An 18832-nucleotide genomic window follows, 5' to 3' on the forward strand; every position below is an offset into this window, starting at 1 on the left:
GCTCGCACTGAATGACTGCATCAGCCAATTCTTACGCATGGTCACCCGTTCGGCCCAACAGCGACACGGACCGCGACACCCCGGTCCGGTACAACGGCCGGATCCGGCCCTCACAGCCCCTTGCGCCGCCGTGTGTGGCGGGCGTAACGCCTCATGATCAGGTCATGTGACATCGGCGTAACGGGCAATTCGTACGATCGGGTCCGCCGGGCAGTGACTCGGACGCTGAGCGGAAGCCGACCGGCCGCCGTACCAGACAGCGACCGGGCAGCGGGCCGGGCGACGATCGCCAGGACCGGCCCGACCGGCCGGACCGACCGACCGGACACCCCGGACGCCGACAGAAAGGGGCCGCCCGTGGCCGCACAGGGCCCGCAGAGCACCACCACCCAGGTGCGGACCGTGTGCTCGTACTGCGGTGTCGGCTGCGGCATGCTCCTCGACGTCGGGATGGGTCCCGACGGCCGGCGTACGGTCCTGAAGGCGTCCGGCGACAAGTCCCACCCGGCGAACTTCGGCCGCCTGTGCACCAAGGGCGCGACCACGGCCGACATGCTGGCCGCACCGGGCCGCCTCACCACCGCGCTCGTGCGTGACGACCGGGGCGACGAGCCCGTCCCCGCGCCCGTCGGCGACGCGATCGCCGAGACCGCCCGGCGGCTGCGCGCGATCATCGACGAGCACGGGCCCGACGCGTTCGCCTTCTACGTCTCCGGCCAGATGAGCCTCGAAGCCCAGTACCTGGCGAACAAACTGGCCAAGGGCTTCATCCGCACCAACCAGATCGAGTCGAACTCCCGGCTGTGCATGGCGAGCGCCGGCACGGGCTACAAGCTGTCGCTGGGCGCGGACGGACCGCCCGGCTCGTACGAGGACCTCGACAAGGCGGACGTCTTCCTCGTCATCGGCTCGAACATGGCCGACTGCCACCCGATTCTGTTCCTGCGGATGATGGACCGGGTGAAGGCGGGCGCGAAGCTGATCGTCGTCGATCCCCGGCGGACGGCGACGGCCGAGAAGGCGGACCTCTTCCTGCAGATACGTCCCGGTACGGATCTGGCCCTGCTCAACGGGCTTCTCCATCTGCTGCACGTCGACGGGCACACCGACCCCGACTTCATCGCCGCCCACACCGAGGGCTGGGAGGCGATGCCCGACTTCCTCGCCGAGTACGCGCCGGACGCCGTCGCCGGGATCACCGGCATCCCGGCGGACGACATCCGGGAGGCCGCGCGGCTGATCGGCGAGGCCGCCGAGTGGACGAGCTGCTGGACGATGGGGCTCAACCAGTCCACGCACGGCACCTGGAACACCAACGCGCTCGTCAATCTGCACCTGGCGACCGGCGCGATCTGCCGCCCGGGCAGCGGCCCGTTCTCGCTCACCGGCCAGCCCAACGCCATGGGGGGACGCGAGATGGGCTACATGGGCCCGGGGCTGCCGGGCCAGCGGTCCGTGCTCGTGGAGGAGGAGCGGGCGTTCGTCGAGGAGCTGTGGGAGCTGGCCCCGGACACCCTCCGCGAGGACGGGGTCGGCAAGGGCACCGTCGAGATGTTCCAGAAGATGGCCGACGGGGAGATCAAGGCCTGCTGGATCATCTGCACCAACCCGGTCGCCTCCGTCGCCAACCGCAAGACCGTGATCGAGGGGTTGGAAGCCGCCGAGTTCGTCGTCACGCAGGACGTCTTCGCCGACACCGAGACCAACGCGTACGCCGACGTCGTCCTGCCCGGCGCCCTGTGGACCGAGTCCGAGGGTGTCCTCATCAACAGCGAGCGCAACCTCACGCTGGCCGCCCCCGCCGCCGACCCGCCGGGCGAGGCCATGGCCGACTGGCGGATCATCGCGGCCGTCGCCCGGGAGATGGGGTTCGAGAAGGGGTTCTCGTACGACAGCGCCGAGCAGGTCTTCGAGGAGATCAAGCGGGCGTGGAACCCGAAGACCGGGTGGGATCTGCGGGGTGTGACGTACGAGCGGCTGCGGTCGGGGTCCGTGCAGTGGCCGTCCGCCTCACAGGACGGACCGGCGCGGAATCCGATCCGGTACGCGGAGGCGGGCGCGGACGGGGGGCTCCTCTTCCCCACCGCCAGTGGGCGGGCCGTGTTCCACGCGCGACCCCACATGCCGGCCGCCGAGATGCCGGACGACGACTATCCGTTCGTGCTCAACACCGGGCGGTTGCAGCACCAGTGGCATACGCTGACGAAGACGGGCAAGGTCGCCAAGCTCAACAAGCTGAACCCCGGGCCGTTCGTGGAGCTGCATCCTCAGGACGCGCGCGAACTGGGCGTTCAGGACGGCGACTCCGTGGAGGTCGCGTCACGGCGGGGGCGGGCCGTGCTGCCGGCGGTGGTGTCGGACCGGGTGATGCCCGGGTGTGTGTTCGCGCCGTTCCACTGGAACGACCTGTTCGGGGAGTACCTGAGCATCAACGCGGTGACGAGCGACGCGGTGGATCCGCTTTCGTTCCAGCCGGAGTTGAAGGTGTGTGCGGTGTCGCTGGCGAAGGTGGCGGCGCCGGTACAGGTACAGGCGCAGGCACAGGCACCGGTCGAGGCCAGGCCTGCGGCGACGTTGGTGCCGACGGCGGTCGCCCCCGGCGCGAACCCGTTCGGTCTCGAACCCTCACCGCCTCCCGTCCTCTCCGCCCAGGAGCGCCAGTACCTCACCGGCTTCCTCGCCGGGCTCGGCTCCGGGGTGCAGGGCGTGCCCGTGCTGCCGGCCGACGCGCCGTTCAGTGCGGAGCACGCGGTGTGGGTGAACGGGGTGCTCGCCGGGATGTACTCACGGACGGCCGCCCCGAGCGCGGCGCCCGTCGCCGCCGAACCCACCGGGCGTGAGGTCGTGGTGCTGTGGGCCTCGCAGACCGGGACCGCCGAGGAGTTCGCGGTGGCGGCGGCCGAGCATCTGGGGGCCGCAGGGCACCGGGCGACGCTGGTCGGCATGGACGAGGCCGAACCCGACCGACTGCCGCGCGGGGCCGACCTGTTGCTGATCACCAGCACCTTCGGGGACGGCGACGCCCCCGACAACGGCTCCGGTTTCTGGGACGCGCTCTCCCACCAGGAGGCCCCCCGCCTGGATGGCGTGCGCTACGCCGTGCTGGCCTTCGGGGACTCCTCCTACGACGACTTCTGCGGGCACGGCCGCCGGCTGGACGCCCGCCTCTACGAGCTGGGCGCCGTGCGCCTGGCCCCGCGTACGGACTGCGAGCCGGACTACGAGCCGTCGGCGGACGCCTGGCTCGGCCAGGTCATCACCGCGCTCGGCACGGGTGCGGGTGCGGGCATGGGCGCGGGCTCCGACACGGTCACGGCTCCGGGAGCGGGTCCGCAGGCCGCCCCCACCGCCGCGCCCACGCCCCTCACCCGCTCCGCCAAACCCGCGCCCGCCGCCGCCCGGCTGGTCGGCAACCGGCTGCTCAGCCTGCCCGGGGCCGGCAAGGAGGTGCGCCGGTTCACCTTCGACACCAGCGGGACGGGGCTGTCGTACGAGGCGGGCGACGCGCTCGGGGTGCAGCCGGTCAACTCCCTGGACCTGGTGGCGGAGTGGCTGGCGGTGACGGGTCTGGACGGCTCGACTCCCGTAGGCGTCAACGGGGTTGGTGAGGTGCCGTTCGCCGAGGCGCTGCACCGGCACCTCGACATCACCCGGATCACCTCGGACCTGCTCCGCTTCGTCTCCGAACACACCCGGGACAACCGGGAGTTGAAGAAGCTGATGCGCCCGGACAACAAGGACGGGCTGGCACAGTGGTCATGGGGCCGGCAGGCCGTGGACGTGGTGGCGGAGTTCGCCGTCCGGGCCTCCGCGCAGGAGTGGGCCGGTGTCTTCAAGCGGCTCCAGCCCCGGCTGTACTCCATCTCGTCGAGCCCGCTGGTCGACCCGCACCACGTCTCGCTGACGGTGTCGGTGGTGCGGTACGAGAACCTGCACGGGCGCCCGCGCGGCGGGGTCTGCTCGCCGTTCCTCGCGGACGGCGAGGCGGACCTGGAGGTGCCGGTATTCGTGCAGCGTTCACCGCACTTCCGGCCGCCGGCCGACCCGGCGACGCCCATGATCATGGTCGGCCCCGGCACCGGGGTCGCCCCGTTCATCGGTTTCCTCCAGGAGCGGCAGGCCCTCGGCCACCGGGCGCCCAACTGGCTGTTCTTCGGGGAACAGCACCGGGCGACGGACTTCTACTACGAGGCGGAGCTGACGGCTCTTCAGGAGACGGGTGTGCTCAGCCGGTTGGACACCGCCTTCTCCCGTGACCAGCGCGCGAAGGTCTACGTCCAGGACCGTATGCGCGAGCACGGCCCCGAGCTGTGGCACTGGCTCCAGGACGGCGCCCGCTTCTACGTCTGCGGCGACGCCTCCCGTATGGCGAAGGACGTCGACCAGGCCCTGCGGGACATCGCGGTCACGCACGGCGGGATGACCGAGGGCGAGTCCGCCGCGTATGTGAAGCAGCTCGCGACGGAGAAGCGGTACGTGCGGGACGTGTACTGATCCCGCCCGCCGTCGGGGCCGTGTACGTGATCCGCCCGCCCTCGGGGCCGTGTACTCCGTCCGCCCGCCCTCGGCTCAGATCCAGCCCTGCTGCCACGCGTGGTGCGCCGCCGCGTGGCGCGTGGGGGCGCCCAACTTGGACCTCGCGGCGGAGAGGTAGTTGCGGACCGTGCCCTGGGCCAGGTGCACCTCGGTGGCGATCTCGACGACCGAGGCACCGGTGCGGGCGGCACGCAGGACCTGTAGTTCGCGGTCGCTGAGCGGGCAGTCGTCCTCGGTGAGGGCGGAGGCGGCGATGTCCGGGTCGACGGAACGGCGGCCGGCAGCGACATCGCGGATGATCTCCGCCAGCCAGCCGGGCGGCGGCGGTGGTCTTCGGTACGAAGCCGCGTACGCCGGCGGAGCGGGCCCGGCCCAGCACCGCCGGGCGGGCGTGCCGGGTGACCAGGACGACACGGGTGGGCGGTTCGGCGCCGATCTCCTCGGTTGGTGTTCCTCGTGTGAGTCCAGTCGAGCGTGCCCGCCGGGCCTCCCGGCCCCGGGACGCCGCCCCGCCCGCGTCTCGACGGCCGGCGCGACGCCCCGGGGCCCAACGACTTTGCCATCTCTTTACAACGCACCCCGAGGCTGTCTCGTCTCTCCGCTCGACAAACCGTCCGACGAAACCAGACGAGAGAGAGCGACCCATGCGCCGCACCTTCCTCAGTGCCACGGCACTCGCCTTCACCGCCGTGCTGGCGACCGCGCTGCCCGCGTTCGCCGACGACACGGCCCCGACCCCCGTACCCAAGGAGACCTCCAAGACGCCGACCCCGGCCCCGTCCACCCTGGCGCCGACCAAGGACGCCCCCACTGAGGCTCCGGGCAACGGCGGTGACTCCCCGGTGCCGAGCCAGGTCCCCGTCGTACCCAGTGGCGCTCCGGACACCGGTGCGACGACGGAGTCAGAGGGGTCCAACGCGGGCGTCCTGGCCGGGACGGGCGCCACCGCGGTGCTCCTCGGCGGCGGCGCGGCCGTCGTTCTCGTACGCCGTCGGCGGGCGAACGGGGCGTGACCTTGTTCTCCAGGCGCGCCTTCGCCGCCGCGGCGACGGCCTCGCTGCTCGTGGGCTGCTCCGGCCGGCGAACCGACCACGCCACGACCGCACCCTCCACGGACACGGCCCCGCTCCCCTCCGCGCCATCAGCCACCGACGCCGCGCGCCCGCTCGGCCGCTCGGTCCCGGTCAGACTGCTGATACCGGCCATCGAGGTCGACACCCCGGTCATCCGGCTGGGGCTGGCCCGGGACGGCACCGTGGAGGTGCCGCCGGTCACGGCGCACGACCGCGCGGGCTGGTACGAGCACTCGCCGACACCGGGTCAGACCGGGCCGTCGGTGATCCTCGGCCATGTCACGGTCGGCCGTTACGGGGACGGGGTCTTCCGTCGGCTCGCGCTCCTGCGGCGGGGCGAGCGGATCGAGGCGCGCCTGGAGAACGGCACGACCGCGGAGTTCACCGTCGACAGCGTACGGACGGTCGCCAAGGCCGACTTCCCGACGGACGAGGTCTACGGGAACGTGGACCGCCCCGCGCTGCGCCTCATCACCTGCGGCGGCCCCCGCACCGGTGACGAGTACCGCGACAACGTGATCGCCTTCGCCACACTGGACTCCATGACCCCGTGACCCACCACCACGTCGCGCACCCGCCACCAACCACCCCTTCCTCCTTGCCACTTGTCGCACCGTCACGACCATGGAGAGCGTTGAAACGGTCCCGTGAGAAGGCCGCGTCCGAGCTGTTCGCCGCCCTCTACCCCCGCCTCGCCGGCTGGTGCCGTCGGCTGGTCGACGACGACGAGACGGCCCACGAGATCGCGTCGGAGGCGTTCACCCGGCTCTGGGCCCGCTGGACGTCCGTGGCGGAGCCGCACGGCTTCCTCTACGTCACCGCGGCCAACCTCGTACGCGACCACTGGCGCAAGCTCGAACGCGAACGCAAGGCGATGCACCGGGCCACCGTCGAGGCCGCGGTACGCCCACTGCCCGACCACGCCGAACAGTCCGACCCCTCGGTCCGGCTGCTCGTGCAGTCGCTGCCGGAACGGCTGCGCGTCCCGATCCTGCTGCACTACTACGCTGACATGCCGATCCGGGAGGTGTCCGCGCTGACCGGACGCAAGGAGGGAACCGTCAAGGCCGACCTCCACGCGGCCCGCGAACTGCTCCGCGCCCACCTGAGGAGAAGCCTTGATCACACACCCTGACGACGGGCCGGACTTCGAGCCCGACGACCCCCTCACGGTCATCCTGCGTCCCCCCTCCGACCACCTCGGCCCACCCCCCGGCCGCTACGAGACGATCCGCCGCACCGCCGCGCGCCGCCGCCTCCTCCGCGCCGCGGCCGGCGCCGCCGCCACCTGCGCGGCCGTCGCCCTCATCGCCCTCCCCCTGCACTTCTCCGGGACGGACACCCCCACGCCCCCCTCGGTCCCCCTGGCCCCGCCTCCCGCGACCAGCCCCTCCCCCGTCCCCCCGTCCCACCGCCCCACCGAGGAACCGGCGACCCCCGTCCCCTCAGCTCCACCCTCCGGACCCACCGAGCCCACCGCGACACACGCCCCCACGGCCCCACCCGCGCCATCGGCCCCACCCACGCCCTCGACCGTGCCCTCGGCGCTGCCCGGCACCCGGCCCTGAGGCCCGAGCCCTGGTTTCCAAGGCGGCAACGAAGGTGACACACCCCCCGCGTTTCAGACCTCGTGCAGCCTCACCACGCTCGGCCGCCTCGCCACCGGTCTCGGCGTCCCGGTCACGGCACTGTTCCGGGGCGTCGACGCCGACCGCGAGGCGGTCTTCGTACCGGCTGGCCAGGGCGCCCGCATCGCCCGCCGCGGCAGCCGCGTCGGCCACCTCTACGAACTCCTCGGCGCCCTGCGCGGCCCGCACAAGCGCATGGAGGCCGTCCTGGTCACGCTGACCGAGCAGAGCGAGGTCTTCCCCCTCTTCCGGCACCCCGGAACCGAGCTCCTCTACATGCTGGAGGGCGAAATGGTCTACGGCCACGGGGAGGCCGGCTACACCATGCGCCCCGGAGACGCCCTCCAGCTGGACGGGGAGGGCGCCCACGGTCCACAGGAACTGGTGGAACTCCCGATCCGCTTCCTTTCCGTCACGGCGTACGGCGACCACGCCCTGGACTGACGCGTGTCCTGGGCGGTGTGGCGCGGCTCGCCGGGCTTCCGGCTACAGGTTCGGCTTGGCGGCGCTGATGTCGCCGAGCGCGGATTCCGGATCCCGTTCGATGGCCATGTCACCGAGGGAGACGATGCCCACCGGCCTGCCCTCGTCGACGACCGGGAGTCGCCGCACGGCATGCTCCCGCATCAGCCGCGCCGCGTGGTCCAGGTCCTCGTCCGGGCCCACCGTGACCAGGTCCTCGCTGCAGGCATGGACCACTGTGGTCTGTTCGGGATCGGCACCCTCCGCGACCGCCCTCACCACCAGGTCGCGGTCGCTGACGAGCCCGCGGAGCCGGTCACCGTCGGTCACCAGGACGGCTCCGAGGTCCTGGTCGCGCATCAGCTGGGCCACCGACCTCACGGATGCCTGCGGTTCCACTGTCAAAGGTGCGCTCGTCATGATGTCGCGTACGTGCTGAGCCATGGCGCTTGCCTCCTCCGGGGGTGTCGAGGTCTTCGCACCGCCGGGTACCCGATCGTCCCCGGTACCCACCTCGTCGTACCGGAACATCCGCCGATCCTGGGTACCCGGGGCTGAGCGGCGGTGTCCGTATCGCCGCCCGAGAGGAGTGAGTGTCATGACGACTCCTGATCCCGACCCGAGGCGCACCCCGGGAATCCCCCCGGGCGGCAGCACACCGCCCGGTGAGACCCCGCCTGCCGAGGGCGGCACTTACGGCATCTCCCATCCGGAACCGCCCGCACCGAGCAAGGGGTGGGCAGCGACGCCCCTCCTCCTGATCATGATCGTGGTGGCCCTGGTGGTGATCGGTCTGATCGGCATGGCGGTGATCCTGATCGCCTGACCGTCCCGCACACCCTCAGGGACGCCGCCAGGCGTCGTCCGGGAGATGGCTGCCCGCCTGCGGCCCCATCCGCAGCATGCCTCCGTCGACCACCCAGGAGGCGCCCGTGACATAGGACGCTCCAGCGCTCGCGAGGAAGGCGATCACGGCCGCGACCTCCCGTGCGTCGCCGGGACGCCCCAACGGCACGCCGGGCCGTCGCTCGGCGGTGACGTCGGTGTCCTCCTGGCCGGTCATCGGCGTGGCGATCTCTCCGGGAGCGACCGCGTTCACGGTGATCCCGTGCTCGGCCAGTTCGAGCGCCATGACCTGGGTGAGCAGCCCGAGCCCGCCTTTGGCGGCGCAGTACGGCGCCGCCCCCACACGCGGCTGATGCTCATGGACGCTGGTGACGTTGATGATCCGGCCGCCGTCACCCTGGGCGATCATCCGGCGGGCGGCGCGCTGAGCGCACAGGAAGGGCCCCACCAGATCGACGTCGAGGACTTGGCGCACGGTGCTGAGATCCAGGTCGAGGAAGGGCGTCATGGTGCCGGTCCCCGCGTTGTTGACCAGCACGTCGACCCTGCCGAGTCGCTCGGCCAGCCGGTCCATGACGTCGGCGGCCTCCGGCAGCCGGGTGAGGTCCAGCTGCTCGACCTCGGCCCGGCGCCCCGTCTCCCGCACCTCGTCGGCGGTCCGCTGTGCCCCTTCGCGGTCGCGGTGCCACGTGATGCCCACGTCCATACCGGCTTCGGCCAGCCGGACGGCGGTGGCGCGCCCGATCCCGGAGTCGGAACCGGTGATCAGGGCCACGGGGGCGGGGTGAGGGTGCGGGGCGGTGCGAGTGTCCGGGGCGGCGTGAGGGTCCGGGGCGGCTTGGTGCGTCTGCATGGCGACTCCGAGGGGGGATGGCTCCGGCGAGTGGCCGACAGCAGCGTAGGACGGTTCGACGCAATGCCCCTGTGCCACACGCCGCCGTGGCTGAGCTCGCGGGAACTGCCGTGCTGTCGCGGCTGCCTCACAGGGACACTTCGGCCAGGTCCGCCAGCAGAGCCTCGGCCACCAGTTCCTCGACCACGGCCGTGCCGTGTTCGGCCATGGCGCGGGTCAGTTCGGGGTCCCAGGGCGCTTCGGTGAGGCGGCCGGGCTGAGGACCGTTCGGTGTGCGGGCGACTGCGGCACGGTAGTCCTCGGCCGTCATCCGCCAGGGCCGGGCCGGCGTCTTGTCCAGGAGGTACGCGGCGATGCGGATGCCTTCACCGTCGAAGTCGCCGTGGTAGCGGAGGACGGCGCCGTGGTCCGCCAGGAGGCGGAGGAGGTGGACGGCCGCGCTGTTGGGCCAGCCGGACGTGCACACGAGCGGCGGGCAGGCGGCACCGAAGCGGCGTACGGCGAGCGCCAGGATGCTGGGGTTCTCCACGGCATGGACCACGGGCGCGGGGGCGGCGGCGAGGGTGAGTTCTCCCGGGGCCCGCAGTTGGGCGAGGGTCAGGCAGGCGGCCTGACCGGCTTCGGCGCAGACGCGGACCACACGGGCGAGCGGGCCGTCGCCGACCGGGCGCAGTCCGCCGACGAGCACGGTGGCGGACAGGTCGTCGTCGGCGACACCCGCGCGGGTCCACAGAGCGCGCCGGTCAGCCGCGGACTCGGGTGGAGCCGTGTCGTGGAGGGTCGCCAAAGCGCGCAGGACGAGGGTGGACAGACGGGTGTCGTCGTCCAGGGCATGGGAGTCGCCCTTCAGGACCCGGGCGGCGAACACCGGCAACGGCTCGGCCCGGGCCGGGAGTGCGGCAAGGACGGTCAGTGCGTCGACGAGCAGGCTTCGGGTGCGTTCCGCCGAGCCACCGACCAGGCCGGTCGCTCGGCAGGACACCGCCCAGTCGGCGAGCGCGGGCTGGGCCCGCACGACGTCATGACCGTCCAACCACGTCCACAACTCGGCGCGTTCGCCGTTCCGGCGCAGCCGTTCGCCTGCGCGGTCGCCGAGAGGGCCGACGAGTCGGGTGACGGTTTCGCGCACCGTACGACCGCACAATTCGGTGACGGCCTCCTCCAGGCGGGCGAGGGGGACCTGGGGACGAACCTCCGGCAGACGGTCCAGGCCCAGGAGGTCGGCCAGGGCCTCGCGCTGGGCGTCGTCGAGCGGTCCGAGACGCACCCGTGTGACGGGGCGACCGGAGGAGAGGCGATCGTGGACCGTGCGCCAGAGCGGGCGGAGTTCGGGGCGGAGCAGGGTGCGTTCGCCCGGGGCGAGGTCCGTGTCCGTGTCCGTGTGCGTGTGCGTGTCCGTGTGCGTGTCCGTGACTGTATGCGGGTCGTGGGTCATCCCGCCTCCAGGTCGACGCCGTTCCAGACGAACCGGACGCTGGTGACCGCGTCGTCGTTCCCGTCGGTGAGGAGTTGGTGGACGGCGATGCCCGGCAGTTCGCGGTAGGTGCCCCACTCGTGGTCCGAGGTCACCATGAGGTCCAGGTCGAGTGCGGTGAGCAGGGCGAAGACCTGTCCTCGGTTGACGGTGTCGACACCGACGAAGACCTCGTCCAGCAGGATCGGCCGGGGCGCCAGCGGCACGGCCTCATAGTGGGCGGCGACCGTGGCGAACAACGGCAGGTGCAGGGCGATGGCCTTCTCACCGCCCGAGAGCGCGCCGTGCAGCTTCTTGGTCAGCGGCTGCCAGCCGGTCCCGTTCGCCCGGTCGAGGCGGACGGTGAAGCGGTGCCAGGCGGTGTAGTCGAGCACCTCGCCCAGCTGCTCCTCCCAACCGGCCGCCGTGTCACCGCTCTTGGCCTCCTCGATGCGGGCGCGGAAGAAGGCGTGCAGGGCCTCCCGGTCGGTCTCGGTGACCCGGCCGGGGTCCTTGAGCAGCAGCCGGCGGGCGGTGCGGGTGCTGTCCGGCAGATCCGGACGGACGTCCCAGACGAGTTGGACGGCGACCTTGGAGGCGGTACGCACCCGCTCCAGGTGCCCGTTCATACGGTCGACGAGTTCGCCGGCCTGACGGATGCGCGCCGCGAGATGGCGGCGGATGTCGCCGGTGAGGATCTGGTCGAAGAGGCGCCGCTCGCCGGTGGTGATGTCGTCGCGGCTGCGGTCCCGCTCCTGGGTGAGCGTGGTGAGCAGCCCTGTCGCCCCTACGCGTACGCCGTCCAGGGTGGCGGTGAAGAGCTGGATGTCGTCGTCGGGTTCCAGGTCCAGGTCGGCGCGGGCGCCGAGGTGGCGGCGGGCCTCGTGGACCGCTTCGGACAGGCGGGTCGCGGCGTCGCCCAGGTTGCGCGGGGCGTGCGGGACGCCGGGCCACTGCCCCGCGATGGCGCGGGCCGCTTCCAGCGTGGCCTTGGTGCCGTCCCCGGCGCCGAGCTCCGGTGTGGTTCCGGCGTCCTCGGCCAGACCCACCAGGCACAGGTGCCGGAACCGCTGCGTCGCACCGTCCCGGGTCGCGACAGCCCGCTCACGTCGTTCGGCGTCCTGACCGCTGGTGGCCCGCAGTCCGCCGATATGCCCTTCCAGACGCAGCAGGAGATCGGCCGCCCGGCGGGCCCCCTTTCGGCAGCGGTCCAGCTCGGCGCGGGCCTCGGCGACGCGTGCGACGATCTGCCGGTAGTCCTCGTCGACGGTTGCCTCCACCGCCTCCAGACGAGCCCGCAGACCCGCTGCCTCCGCCTCGGCCGCAGCCGCGTTCTCGGCCTGTTCCTCGGCGGCCCGGCGCGAACGGTCCGCCTGCACGGCCAGCTCGTGGGCCCTGTCGGCCGCGGCGGTCGCGGTGAGACGGGCGTCCACCCAGCTGTCGGCGAGGTCCCGGAACCTGTCGATGTCGGCGGACAGTTCACGCAGCCGGTCGCGGTCGGCGGGCAGTCCGTGTTCCGCGGCCCGGCGGCTGAGCATGCGCAGAGCACCCGCCACCCCGCTCTCGCAGCGCGCCAGACGCGCGGCCGCATCGCGCACGGCGTCGTCCCGGGCCGCCGCCGTCTCCTCGGCTCGATCCCGGTCACGCCGACGGACATCGAGTTCCCGGTGGTCGGGGCGGGCGGCGCGGTCGGCGTCCAGCCGGGCGCGACGCGCCCCGAGGCCGCGCAGCTGGTCGTCCAGCGCGGCGAGGGAGGCGTTCAACTCGCCGATGAGCCGGGTCAGTTCACCGATCCTGCGCTGCCGGGCCCGCTGCCGGGCCAGGGCGCCGATGTGGGCCGGTTCCGGCTTGCTCCAGGTCCCGGTGGCGAGTGCGAGGCGCCAGGCACCGTCGGCGGAGACGGCCGCGGGATGGCCGTCGGACAGGGTCGTGCCGTACGCGATGCCGGCGAGGATGCGGGTCACGGTGTCGGTCGGGACGGGGATGTCCTGTTCGGGCCTCAGCACCTCCAGCAGACTGGGCCCGGGGGCGGCCACGGCGAGGGCCGCCTCGGCCCGCGTGTCGTGCCCCGGCAGCGTGATCCCGTCGTAGGGGCCGACCCACGCGTCCAGGAGGCCCGACGCCTCGAGCGCGGCCTCCACCGACGCCTGAACCGGGAGCGGGACACCTTCGCGGAAGGCGACCAGCCGCCACAGGGGTGCTCCCGCCGTCGCCGTGCGGACGGTCGTGCGGGTGGGCGGGGGCGGAGGCGGGAGGTCGGTCTCGCCGCTGAGCCGACGCGCCTCCTTTTCGAGCCGGCTCCGCTCGTCCGTCAGGCTCCGGCGTGCGGCTCGGGTGGTGGCCTCCGACGTGGTGATCTCCTGCTCCAGCGGGCGGGCGGCTTCTTCCACCAGGGCCGTCACCTCGGACTCGTGCGCGGCTCTGGCCACCAGTTCCCCGATGTCGGCCAGGCGCAGCTCCGTGCAGCCGTCCGCCCAGGCGACCAGCCGTTCCGCCTGTGCGGCGAGTGCGTCGTCCCAGGCAACGGACGCCTCGTCCCGCCGGGCGATCGCCTCGGCGAGTCGGCCGCGCGCCTCGTCCACCAGGTCCTCGGCGGCACCACGGTCGCGTACCGCGCGGTCGTGCTCGTCGATCGCCTCGGTGACGAGGGCGACCTGATGCCGTCGGGCGGTGACCGCGCCCCGGAGCAGCCGACGGGCCTGCCCGGCCCCGTTCTCCCCCACCGTGCGGGTGACCCCGGAGTCCTCGTGCCCACCGCCGCCCGCCGAACGCCCCGGGCCGGCGGGAAGGGGCACGTCAGGATCCACGTCAAGGATCTTCCTGACCTCGTGGTGAACGGACTCCATACCCGCCGCGCGGGCCGACCGGCGTGCGTCCTCGGCGGCCTCGCGCGCGTGCTCGTCGAGTACGCGCGCCCGCCCTGCCACTTCCTCGGAGTGCTCCTGGTCCTTCTCCGCTCCGGCCCGGGCGGCCCGGGCGGTGGCGAGCCGGCGCTCGGCGGCTGCCACCGCGGCATCCGTGCGGCGGCGGAGCCGGTCGAGTTCCTCACCCTGCCGGTACGCGTCGCTCTCCCGCAGGCCTTCGACGGTCTCCTCCAGGGCGTGCGCGCGCAACTCCTGTTCCTCGCGTTGTCCCTGAGCCGCCTCACGTTGCGTCAGTGCCTGTTCGAGCGCCTCGGCGCTCTGGCGGGCGACACGGGTGAAATTGTCCATCTCCGTGGTCGCCGAGATCAGCGCGGCGGCACCGGCACGCAGGACGCGTCGCGCGTAGCCGCGCTGCTGGGAGGCGACAGCCTGCGCCGCCGTCACCTCGTCGTCGAGCCGCTTGAGGTGTTCGCGCTGGCGGTCCAGCCGTTCGAAGCCCTCGGCCAGTTCGGCGATCTCTCCTTCGCCCAAGGGGGGCAGGGCGCGGGACAGCAAGGTGGAGAGCAGGGACGGGTCAAGCCGTTCGGACAGCTTCGGCTGACGCAACTGGAGCAGTGCGGACAGCAGCGACTCGTAACGCTGTGGCCCCATGCCGGCGAAGAGTTCACGGCGTACAGCCGTGCGGTAGTCGGTGGCTGAGGCATGCACCTCGCCTCGGTCGCGGAGAGCTTCGACGAGGGCGGCGCGGGTCAGCGGCTGTCCCGCCTCGTTGACGAGGAGTACGCCGTCGGGGCGGGCGATCCTGGAGCCGGTGGTGAAGTAGTCGGTGTGCACCGTGCTGGTGTGCACACTCGCCTGCAGGCGCGCCCCGCAGCAGAACCACCGCTCGATGCCGTCGTCGCCGACCCGGCGGAACTCCATCCACACGTAGCCGACGCGGGTCTTGCCGGAGGCGCCTTCTCCCAGCAGGTTCCAGTGCATGGTGCGCTCCGAACCGCCGAACGTCGACAGGCGGTTGGGGCGAAGGCTGGCGTCGAAGAGGAAGGGCAGCAGAAGTTCGAGGGCCTTGGACTTGCCCGAACCGTTCTGCCCGCGCAGCAGCAGACGGCCCTGGTGGAAGGTGAAGGTCTCGTCGTAGTAGCGCCAGACGTTGAGGATGCCCGCGCGGTGCGGCTGCCAGCGGCTGCGGACGACGTCCCCCTCTCGCTCCGCCGACTCGGCCGGCTCGGCCTGCTCGACGGACTCCGGCTGCCGTGGGAAGGGGAGCGCCGTCACAGTCACTGCCTGTCTCCTTCGGCTTCCACCTGGTGTGCTTTCCGCTCTCCGGCTTCCGGATCCCCCGCAACCGGATCTCCCACTTCCGGATTTCCCGCTCTTGGATATCCCGCTTCCGGACCTTCCGCTTCCGGGCCTCCCGCTTCCGGGCCTCCCGCTTCCGGGCCTCCCGCTTCCGGGCCTTCCGTTTTCGGACCCGAACCCGCCGTCTCCGTCAAGCGGTAGCGGTACGCGGCCGGGCAGGCGACGACACGACCCCCGTTCCGGCGGGCCAGACCGACATCGCTCAGCACGCGTACGGCGTCGTCGGACAGCCGAGCGGCACCGTCCACGGACTGGTACGCCTTGGCCCAGCGCGGGAAACGGCGCAGCAACTCCGCTCCCGCCTCGGCGAGTTGTTCGGTCAGCAGTCCGCCGGGCGTGGCACACAGCGGCTCCAGGAGCAGCAGGGCGGCGACCCGGGCGGTGGAGGTGTCGTCGGGGAAGCGGACATCGGTGGCGATCCCGTCCGGGTCCACGAGCAGGAAGCCCTCGGCTCGTTCCTCCAGGAGGAATCCGGCCTGCTCGACCGAGCGGCGCAGGATCTGTCGTCCGGTCAGAGACGTGACGTAGGCCAGCTCGTCCTCGGCGAGGTCCGCCCGGTACAGCACGGGGTCGTCGAAGAGCCGACGCAGCACCGAGTGGCGCAGCCTGAGGTTGCGTTGCGCGTCCGTCGCGGCGGTCTCGCCGTGTTCCTCGTCCGTCCTGCTCTCCACGACGACACCTCCGTAGCGGCGCTCCCGCACCAGCCCCGTAAGCAGCTCCTCGAACCGCGCCGGTGCCTCGTCCGGGGGTACGGCGAGCCGGGAGGCGCCGACAGGTGCGGCGGGCAACCGCATCAGCAGCGTGGTGTCCACACGGTAGAGGACCTTCGCCTCAGCGGACTCGACGTACGCCTCGGTCGTCCCGTCCACGGCGCGCAGCACGTCGTAGGACTCCAGCAGCTTCAGTACGTCGACGAACGCCATCCGCTCCGGCCGATGGACCGGGTCGAAGGCGGCCAGCGCCCGGTCGGCCGCGGTGGCCCGCACGACACGGTCGGCGAGCATGCCGATGGTCGTCATGGGCATCGACAGCAACTCGGCCGCCGTCACGCACAGCAGCACATAGCGCCGGCGGTCGAACGGGGCCCGGCCGGAGCGCGCTCTGCGGGCCGGGCGGGAGCCGTCCTGATCCGCGCGAACCTTGGTGAGGCGGGCGTAGCCGCGGCGGGGCTCCACCACCAGGCTCCAGCCGCAGGTGTAGTCGAACCACTGGGCCAGCGGCTCGCGACGGCGTCGTACGAGTGCGAAGCCGGCCTGGTCGGTGGCCTCGGTGAGCAGGGGGCGAGCCAGCAGGAGGCGGATGGCGCGGGCAACTTCCTCCCGCTCGGCGGCGGCGAGTTGGTTGGCGAGCGTACTCATCCCGCCGCCTCCTCTCCCGCTGTCTCCTCCCGCGCGGCGCGGGGGGCCGGGAAGGCATGCGCTCCGCCCGACGCGGTGATGTGGACGGCGTAGTCGGGCCCGGCGAGGGAACCCCGCGCGGTACGCAGTACGGCGGTGTGCTCGTCGGGTGGCGGCGACAGCGTGATCTCCACGCGGCCGTCTCCCGTCGTGGTGCGCCGCAGTCCATCCGCGTCCGGCCGGGCGGACAGGGCCCGGCCCAGCAGATCGAGCAGGCGGTCGAAGACCACGGGGTCCAGCGCCCCGAAGGAGGACAGCCGTACGGGACCTTCCGTCTGCAGTGCCTGCCAGGCATGAGCGAGTTCCGCCCGCTCCGCGCGGGCCCGCTCGGCGCGCTCCGCCCTGACCGCCGCGACGTCCCGCACCCTGGCGGTGCGGGTGAAGCGCTCCGTTCTTCCGCTGGTCCGCAGCAGTGCCGACACCTCCACCGGAGGGGCCTCGGACCAGGAGTGGGACGACGGGATCAACTCCGGGTCGGGGTGGGCGAGATGAGCGTGGCGCGCCGGGCCGAGGCCGAAGGCCGTCGACCACAGCCGGTGCAGATCCTCTTCAGCCGGGGCCGCGGCGAACCAGCGCGCCAGCTCCCGGAAGTCCTGCACGGCGCTGGAGGAGCGGCGGCGCGACTCGTTGATCCGCTCCAGGACCTGCAGGAGCGAGACGATGGCCCGCCGGGCGATGTCGTGCAGCTGCTCGATGCGGGGCCGCGCCCCGTCGTCCGGCAGGAACCATGCCCGCAGGCCCGCCCAGCGTGCCCGCCTGCTCTCCAGCCAGCCGGCCGCGGGATCCTCACCGGCCACCGGCGGCAGCTCGGCCCCGCGCAGTGCCCGCTCGCGCAGTACGGCGATGCCCTGCTCCTCCACCCGGGCCACGGCGGCAGCGACCGTCTGCCCGCGCCGGTCGAGGTTGACCAGGAACTCCTGGAGGTACGCGACGGTGGCGGCCTTGACCTCGCGAAACACCTCCAAGTCCGTGCCTTCGGCACGCAGGAGGCGCTGCAGCTCGCCGTTGAACGCCTTGGTGTTCTCCACCAGGGCCTCCAGATGCCCCTCCAGCTCCCGCAGCGTGCTGAAGATCCGACGATCGGCCGAGGCGGGTTCGCCGGACAGCAGGCACAGTTCGTCGAGCCGGTCGGCGATCGCCTCCAGCACGGCCGTCTGCAGCGCCCCTGTGGAGGCGAGAACCTCCATCGCGTGCCGGACTCCGGCGAGGGCGGCCTCACCCCGGCGGGTCAGCGAGTACTGCAGGTTGCGCCGCTCGTACTCCTCGGCCGTGCGGTAGTTCTCCGCGTGGTTGTGCACGACGTCCAGGAGCTCCCACTGCACGAGCCGCCTGAGCGCGTCATGCAGTTCCTCGTCCTCCACCGCCGCCGCCCAGCCCACCCCGCGCAACCGCTCGCGCACCGCCTGGAGTCCCAGTGCCGTCTCCAGGTGCTCGCCGGCCATGCCGAAGACGTCCAGCACCGCCCCGTACAGATCGGACCTCTCCACCGTCGTGAACCGGAACATCTCCGGTGGAACCCTGCGCACGCCCGTCGCCCCTCCCCACCGCCTCGGCGGCATCCGGGGTCCACCGTAGAGGGCGGCCGGTCCGGCGTCTCCTCAACGACTACCGGCGGTTGCCGCGGGATCACCCGGCAGAGGGCCGGGGCTCGCCGTAACCGCTCGCGCGCCTCTGGGGATTTGTCGGGTCCTCGCCGAAGAGGTGACCGTCCGCCCACCGGCCGGTCCCGCGTCGCCGTGACCGCGGGCTCCGCCGCGTCCGGCGCCCGGTCAGTCGTCGCGCTCCGCGCCGATGAGGACGAAGGCCATCGTGACCGGCTGGTCACCGCGGTTGTGCCAGGCGTGGCGGGTGCCGTTCTGGATCACGATGTCCCCTGCCGAGAGGGGGGTGCAGTGGCCGTCGTCGAGTTCGAGGACGATGTCGCCCTTCAGCACGATGCCGTAGTCCACGGTCGGCGTCGTGTGGGTGCCGTCGGGCTCGAAGAGCTCCGCGAGGCCGGGTGAGTCGGCCAGGGCTTCCTGGCCGTAGGCGACGGGGTCGAACGCCGGGTCGGCCATGGCGGTGTCCGGCGGGAAGGTCAGGACGATGAAGCGCGTGCCGCCGGGTGCCGGGAGGAGGCTGGTGACCTTCGGTGTGGGGTCCTCCCCCGTCCGGCTGACGCGTTCTCCGGGTTCGGTGGCCCACGGCAGCCGGGACACCCAGCCCGGCAGGCTGGTGAACTCCCGGCTGCGGGGGACGGGGCCGTCGCTGACGACGACCGACCTGCCGTTCTCGTCGTGGCCGGTGACGACTCTGCGCATGTGTCTCTCCTCGGTCGGGTCCGTCGGGTCCGTCAGGTCCGTCAGGTGCGACGGCCCCGAC

15 protein-coding genes are annotated in these 18832 nt (G+C 72.6%); 7 read left to right on the forward strand and 8 right to left on the reverse strand.

Features of this window, described 5'->3' with window-relative positions; genetic code table 11:
• Positions 1 to 357: 357 nt before the first annotated feature.
• On the forward strand, positions 358 to 4494 hold the full coding sequence (locus ACWD26_RS25625; protein WP_451273853.1) for a molybdopterin-dependent oxidoreductase: 4137 nt from the start codon (positions 358 to 360) through the stop codon (positions 4492 to 4494).
• Between the two features lie 75 nt (positions 4495 to 4569).
• On the opposite strand, the gene ACWD26_RS25630 is transcribed toward ACWD26_RS25625, so the two are convergent.
• Positions 4570 to 4950, reverse strand: a complete 381-nt coding sequence (locus tag ACWD26_RS25630; RefSeq protein WP_451273855.1) for a response regulator transcription factor — start codon at positions 4948 to 4950, stop codon at positions 4570 to 4572.
• A 230-nt stretch (positions 4951 to 5180) separates the two neighbouring features.
• Between ACWD26_RS25630 and ACWD26_RS25635 the strand changes: the two genes are divergently transcribed.
• The 5 genes from ACWD26_RS25635 (at position 5181) to ACWD26_RS25655 (ending at position 7681) form a co-directional block, all read left to right on the forward strand.
• Positions 5181 to 5549 carry a sortase-dependent protein gene (locus ACWD26_RS25635; RefSeq protein ID WP_451273857.1) on the forward strand — a complete coding sequence of 123 codons (369 nt, stop codon included), beginning with the start codon at positions 5181 to 5183 and terminating at the stop codon, positions 5547 to 5549.
• The gene (locus ACWD26_RS25640; protein WP_451273859.1) at positions 5546 to 6163 is read left to right on the forward strand and encodes a class F sortase; all 618 of its coding nucleotides are present in this window, start codon (positions 5546 to 5548) and stop codon (positions 6161 to 6163) included. The genes ACWD26_RS25635 and ACWD26_RS25640 overlap by 4 nt, the downstream gene beginning before the upstream one ends.
• Before the next feature lie 80 nt (positions 6164 to 6243).
• Entirely contained in the window at positions 6244 to 6744 is a 501-nt protein-coding gene (locus tag ACWD26_RS25645; RefSeq protein ID WP_451273861.1) for an RNA polymerase sigma factor, read from the forward strand.
• Positions 6728 to 7177, forward strand: a complete 450-nt coding sequence (locus ACWD26_RS25650; RefSeq protein ID WP_451273863.1) for a hypothetical protein — start codon at positions 6728 to 6730, stop codon at positions 7175 to 7177. The genes ACWD26_RS25645 and ACWD26_RS25650 overlap by 17 nt, the downstream gene beginning before the upstream one ends.
• 255 nt (positions 7178 to 7432) lie before the next feature.
• A complete protein-coding gene (locus ACWD26_RS25655) occupies positions 7433 to 7681 on the forward strand; it encodes a cupin domain-containing protein (protein ID WP_451273865.1) in 249 nt (82 codons plus the stop codon).
• A 42-nt stretch (positions 7682 to 7723) separates the two neighbouring features.
• Here ACWD26_RS25655 and ACWD26_RS25660 read toward each other — a convergent pair whose 3' ends face one another.
• Positions 7724 to 8143 carry a CBS domain-containing protein gene (locus ACWD26_RS25660; protein WP_451273867.1) on the reverse strand — a complete coding sequence of 140 codons (420 nt, stop codon included), beginning with the start codon at positions 8141 to 8143 and terminating at the stop codon, positions 7724 to 7726.
• 154 nt (positions 8144 to 8297) lie between these two features.
• Here ACWD26_RS25660 and ACWD26_RS25665 point away from each other — a divergent pair, with 154 nt between their 5' ends.
• Entirely contained in the window at positions 8298 to 8525 is a 228-nt protein-coding gene (locus tag ACWD26_RS25665) for a DUF6480 family protein (protein WP_451273869.1), read from the forward strand.
• Between the two features lie 15 nt (positions 8526 to 8540).
• On the opposite strand, the gene ACWD26_RS25670 is transcribed toward ACWD26_RS25665, so the two are convergent.
• From ACWD26_RS25670 to ACWD26_RS25695, 6 genes are all read right to left on the reverse strand, one after another.
• Positions 8541 to 9320, reverse strand: a complete 780-nt coding sequence (locus ACWD26_RS25670; RefSeq protein WP_451273941.1) for an SDR family oxidoreductase — start codon at positions 9318 to 9320, stop codon at positions 8541 to 8543.
• 205 nt (positions 9321 to 9525) lie between these two features.
• Complete coding sequence (locus ACWD26_RS25675) at positions 9526 to 10833, reverse strand: TIGR02679 family protein (protein ID WP_451273871.1); 1308 nt, start codon at positions 10831 to 10833, stop codon at positions 9526 to 9528.
• Positions 10830 to 14996, reverse strand: a complete 4167-nt coding sequence (locus ACWD26_RS25680; RefSeq protein ID WP_451273873.1) for a TIGR02680 family protein — start codon at positions 14994 to 14996, stop codon at positions 10830 to 10832. The genes ACWD26_RS25675 and ACWD26_RS25680 overlap by 4 nt, the downstream gene beginning before the upstream one ends.
• The gene (locus ACWD26_RS25685) at positions 14993 to 16432 is read right to left on the reverse strand and encodes a TIGR02678 family protein (RefSeq protein WP_451273875.1); all 1440 of its coding nucleotides are present in this window, start codon (positions 16430 to 16432) and stop codon (positions 14993 to 14995) included. Before ACWD26_RS25685 ends, ACWD26_RS25680 begins: the two co-directional genes overlap by 4 nt.
• Complete coding sequence (locus tag ACWD26_RS25690) at positions 16429 to 17997, reverse strand: TIGR02677 family protein (RefSeq protein ID WP_451273877.1); 1569 nt, start codon at positions 17995 to 17997, stop codon at positions 16429 to 16431. The genes ACWD26_RS25685 and ACWD26_RS25690 overlap by 4 nt, the downstream gene beginning before the upstream one ends.
• A gap of 243 nt (positions 17998 to 18240) precedes the next feature.
• Positions 18241 to 18771, reverse strand: coding sequence for a cupin domain-containing protein (locus tag ACWD26_RS25695; protein WP_451273879.1), 531 nt, complete (start codon positions 18769 to 18771; stop codon positions 18241 to 18243).
• Between the last annotated feature and the right edge of the window lie 61 nt (positions 18772 to 18832).

The organism is Streptomyces sp. NPDC002787, assembly GCF_053592095.1.